Genomic DNA, 4,528 nt, shown 5'->3' on the forward strand with positions numbered 1-4,528 from the left:
ATATACTCCCAGGAAATTAACATCAATATCTCTATTCAAATATTAAATTTTCACTAGTTAGACTTTCACCATATAGACTTAAATATTCGTCTATGGATTTAGTATTTTCAAATACGAGGAAATTATAATCAAGTCAAATATGTGGATAACTTTTGAAAGCATTGTAAATACAAGGTTAGTAAAGGTAATTTAAATATGAATGAAATGTTAACACAGAACAACATAGTCTGCGAAGCAGATTTTTTTATTAAAAAATATTAAATATACCTATTAGTTATTTGGTGATATATAATTATTTTAGTATAATATTATTGAGTCGTAGTGTTTGTTAATGCAACTTGTGCAATGTGTAAAATAAATCAATAAATAGTAATTTGTAGAGGAATATTATGATAAGAAAAGCAATAGAAAGTGATATTGACAAAATAGAAAAAAGTTATATTGAATTGCTAAGATATGAAAAGAAGTATAGAAGCAATTTCAATTGGATACTTGATGTATATCTAACAAGAAAAGTAGCGGTCAATAGTTTTAATGAAAGCACATTATATGTATTGGATGATAATGATGAAGTTTGTGCCAGTATGATTTTAAACCAAATCCAGCTAGAGGAATATAATGTGATTAATTGGAAATATAGTGCTGATTCAGAAGAAGTTCTTGTGATACATACACTTTGTGTTCCACCATCAAAAGCAGGGAAGGGTTATGGAAAAATGATGATTTGTCATGCTATAGAAAAGGCAAAAGAGATGAAATGCAAATCAATAAGGCTGGATACTTTTGATGGAAATAAAGTTGCGGCAAATTTATATAGGGGTTTAGGATTTTATATTCAGGAACGACTGAGGTATTGCTACAGGGAGTTATTCGAGAACAGCAAATATTTTTTGAAATGAAGATAGAAGGAGAAGTATAATGAAAAAATTAGGACTTATAGGTGGTATTGGACCAGAATCTACAATACCTTATTATCACGACATTGTTTATGGAGTTCAGAAAAAGGTTGGAAAATCATTTTTTCCTAATTTAAATATTGAAAGCCTAAGTGTTTTTGAAGTTTTCAGAATGTGTGAGGAAAATGATTATACCGCATTGAAGGATTATATTTTGAAAGGTATCAATAATCTTGTAGCAGGAGGTGCAGATTTTGTTGCTATGACGGGAAATACACCTCATATTATCTTTGATGAATTAAAAAGGCACAGTCCAGTTCCTATTGTAAGCATTGTAGAAACTACTTGTAACGAAGCAAAGAAAAAAAGTTTTGCTAAAATCGGTTTACTCGGAACAGAAGTTACTATGAATGGAGAGTTTTTCAGAAAACCTTTTATAAAAGCTGGAATATCAGTTGTAGTACCAACTGAAGAAGAAAAATCTTTTATTGGGCAAAAAATTTCGAGTGAATTAGAATTGGGAATAGTAAGAGAAGAGACATTATCCACCATTTTAAATATTGTAAATAGAATGATTAATGAACAAAAAGTAGAAGCAATTGTATTAGGATGTACTGAACTGCCACTATTATTTAAGGGAGTTTCATTATCAGTACCATGTTTGGATACCATGCAGATACATATTCAAACACTTATAGAAATGATATTAAAAGATTAGATTCACCAATTTCAGTTTGTGGAAATTAAGGCGATATAATTTTAGCATCGGCTCTTCCGTATCTTTCTCATTATATTAATATGATAAAAGCAATCTATTAATTAATTTTATTAGATTGTTTTTTAGTTTAGGCATTTGGAAATGAGCGCCTATTTTTTATAAAAAAAACTAGAAAGAACGTGATTAAAATATTAAGAAAAAATGAGGAGCGTTCACCACCATTAAAAGTTAATAAAATTTTTCTTATTCTGCCTAGTTGATATTTATCTAAATAAATGTATTTTGTCAAAGATGTATAACACAGAGCCTGCACTTGATAAAATACAGTCAGTTAGATATTTTTTATGGCGCAGAATAGAAACAATCAGAAGTAAATTGCTTATTTCAAATATAAAAATAAGAGAGGTAAAGAATATGGAATTAAAATATGTAATACCAAATCTGGAAAAGATATTCGGAAACTTAGAATATGCTGGTGAAGGGAATATTGAACAGAGAAGAATAAATGGACGTAGTACAATTTTATCGTAGTGTACCTTTAAAGAAATTTGACTATAACGTAGAAGTTGAAATCATTAATCCTGTGGCAGATACCGTAGCTAACACTATTTTTCAAGGTGGAGATGTGGACTGGTATATCAAGGGGGATGATATTGTTTTAAAGAAACAGGTTTCTATTGCTAGCCAAAATCATCACTATTGATTTGCCTATTAATCTGTTATAATTAAGGCTGTATTTAAAAAGTCGGGATTTAGTAAATATATAGAAGAGGTTTTGATATGGTAAGAGCAATTTCGGAAACGGCTAAAGCAGAAAAGGCAAATATAATACTTGCTAAAGCAGTTGAGCTATATTTAAAAGAATCATATGATTCTGTAAAGATGGTAGACATAGCGAAAGCTTGTGGATTTTCAAAAGGAATCATTTTTTATTATTTCAACTCAAAGGAGAAATTATTTCTTGAAATATTTAAGAGGGAGTATGAAAAACGATGTAATTCTATTATAGAAGAAATTAAACAGTTAGGAAGTTTATCTTTTGATAGTTTAATTTTATTCCTTTTAAAAGAGATGAATCAACTTCTTGATGAAAATTCTCTTTATGTAAGACTTACTGCTTTAATGAATAGCACATTAGAGGATAATTTAGATTATGAAACAGCATTTGATATTAAGCAAATGTTCTACTCTATAGGATTAAAAATTGGTGAGTTAATTACTGAAAGAGTAAGTGACATCACCATTGAAGATTGCATGAAAATGCTAATGACACAGCATGCAATTATAGTTGGGTATAAAAGCCTCACCAAAACACCAGATAATATAAAACAAGCAATTAGGGAAAACCATATGAATGCTTTTGATATTAACTTCAAAGAAAGTGCACTCCAAGCTATGAAGTATTATCTTGAAGGATTGCATAAGGAATGCTTGGAACGTTCTTATAGACAATATGGTGAATAGTGGATTTTACAAAATATTAAGGAAGCAGAATTGCTAAAAAACATCCTCATCAGAAATATGACGAGGATGTTTTTTATGTTGAGAAACAACAATTATAGTTAAATGTTATATTAGGTTATTATCAATCAAATATTCCGCAGTATCGATAACTGTTTCCTTGGCAGGACGCGGCTTCCAATTTAATAATGTCTTGGCTTTTTTATTTGTACGATGGTATTTCAAATTCATCATTGTTAAAAGGACACTCATTGCTGGATTGAATTTAGCACCAATAGTTACTACAAAATTAGGGATTATCATTGTGCTCACCTTTTTACCATGTTCACCCATATTATTGCGCAGAACTTGAGCCATCTGTGGCATTGTCATTTCTTCACTTTCAGCTATGAATCTTTGTCCATTAGCTTTGGGGTTTTCCATGGCTAAGATGTGTAAATCTACAAGGTCTCTAACGTCAACTACCGGATAAATGACTTTTGGACTTGGCGTGCCTTTAAGTAACATTTGAAATATTTGATCGGTACTGCCATTTCTTTTATCCATAAAAGGTCCCAAAATTGCACCGGGTAAAATAGTAGCAAGTTGTGTAGTATTCTGCTTTTTTATTAAATCCCACGCAAGTTTTTCTGCATATATTTTAGAGCGCATGTAGTTAGTTATAGATTTATTGTTTAAATCCGTCCAAAATGTTTCATCAACATTTTGATTAGTATCATTTTTCTTAGGATAATTGGCGGCTTCTGATGAAGTCATAACAATTTTCTTTACTTTGGCTTTTATTGCTGCATTCAAAACATATAGAGCGCCGCTTTTTGCTGTATCAATTAATTTTGGATCATTGTGGTTTTCGCCGCCTAAAGGAGAAGCTACATGCAAGACATAATCAATGCCTTCCATAGCATCATCCCAACCTTTTTCATTACCTAAGTCGGCAATTACATATGAAAAAGAACTAACATCAATATTCAGATGCTGTAGCATTGATTTTACAAGTTCTCCTTTTTCTTTAGAACGTACAGTTGTTCTTACACTATAACCTTTTTCGATTAACTTCCGAATAGTCCAACCGGCAACAAAGCCACTTCCCCCAGTTACTAAAACATTACTCATAAATTTAATCCTTTCTTTAAATATAATTGACCTTGGGTCAATTATAACATTGACCCAAGGTCAAGGTCAATGTTTTTAATGAATTTAATTATATAATCTAGCAATGGATAATGACGGACTATTTTAAGCTTGTGATATGATAAAAAAAGAAATTAGAAGTTGCATGGAGATACTAAGGTGAAGATTTAATATGTATAAATATTTACTATTATACTATAATAGTGCAAAAATGCTTGAATAATTTTACAAATGAATAAAATAAAAAACATTTATGATAAATCCTTGTTATAATTGAGTTTGTACACAAAAATGACAGCAAGGAGCTATACATAAATGTTTC

The 4,528-nt window shown here is 30.2% G+C and carries 4 protein-coding genes and 1 pseudogene; 4 read left to right on the plus strand and 1 reads right to left on the minus strand.

What is annotated here, in order from left to right; translation table 11 throughout:
* Positions 1-389 precede the first annotated feature (389 nt).
* The 4 genes and pseudogenes from CLPUN_RS04905 (at position 390) to CLPUN_RS04920 (ending at position 3,078) form a co-directional block, all read left to right on the plus strand.
* Positions 390-899 carry a GNAT family N-acetyltransferase gene (locus CLPUN_RS04905; protein WP_242954044.1) on the plus strand — a complete coding sequence of 170 codons (510 nt, stop codon included), beginning with the start codon at positions 390-392 and terminating at the stop codon, positions 897-899.
* Positions 900-918: 19 nt separating this feature from the next.
* The gene (locus tag CLPUN_RS04910) at positions 919-1,614 is read left to right on the plus strand and encodes an aspartate/glutamate racemase family protein (protein ID WP_077846241.1); all 696 of its coding nucleotides are present in this window, start codon (positions 919-921) and stop codon (positions 1,612-1,614) included.
* Between the two features lie 414 nt (positions 1,615-2,028).
* A pseudogene (locus CLPUN_RS29545) lies at positions 2,029-2,317 on the plus strand (DUF961 family protein).
* Between the two features lie 77 nt (positions 2,318-2,394).
* Positions 2,395-3,078, plus strand: coding sequence for a TetR/AcrR family transcriptional regulator (locus CLPUN_RS04920; protein WP_077846242.1), 684 nt, complete (start codon positions 2,395-2,397; stop codon positions 3,076-3,078).
* 105 nt (positions 3,079-3,183) lie between these two features.
* Here CLPUN_RS04920 and CLPUN_RS04925 read toward each other — a convergent pair whose 3' ends face one another.
* Entirely contained in the window at positions 3,184-4,188 is a 1,005-nt protein-coding gene (locus tag CLPUN_RS04925) for an NAD-dependent epimerase/dehydratase family protein (protein ID WP_077846243.1), read from the minus strand.
* Positions 4,189-4,528: the final 340 nt, after the last annotated feature.

Source organism: Clostridium puniceum, from assembly GCF_002006345.1.
Lineage (GTDB): Bacteria > Bacillota > Clostridia > Clostridiales > Clostridiaceae > Clostridium > Clostridium puniceum.

What these genes read in the sequence shown, in the direction of transcription:
- CLPUN_RS04920 (WP_077846242.1), top strand. Translation starts at nt 2,395, where the DNA reads ATGGTAAGAGCAATTTCGGAAACGGCTAAAGCAGAAAAGGCAAATATA.
- CLPUN_RS04905 (WP_242954044.1), top strand. Translation starts at nt 390, where the DNA reads ATGATAAGAAAAGCAATAGAAAGTGATATTGACAAAATAGAAAAAAGT.
- CLPUN_RS04925 (WP_077846243.1), bottom strand. Translation starts at nt 4,188, where the DNA reads ATGAGTAATGTTTTAGTAACTGGGGGAAGTGGCTTTGTTGCCGGTTGG.
- CLPUN_RS04910 (WP_077846241.1), top strand. Translation starts at nt 919, where the DNA reads ATGAAAAAATTAGGACTTATAGGTGGTATTGGACCAGAATCTACAATA.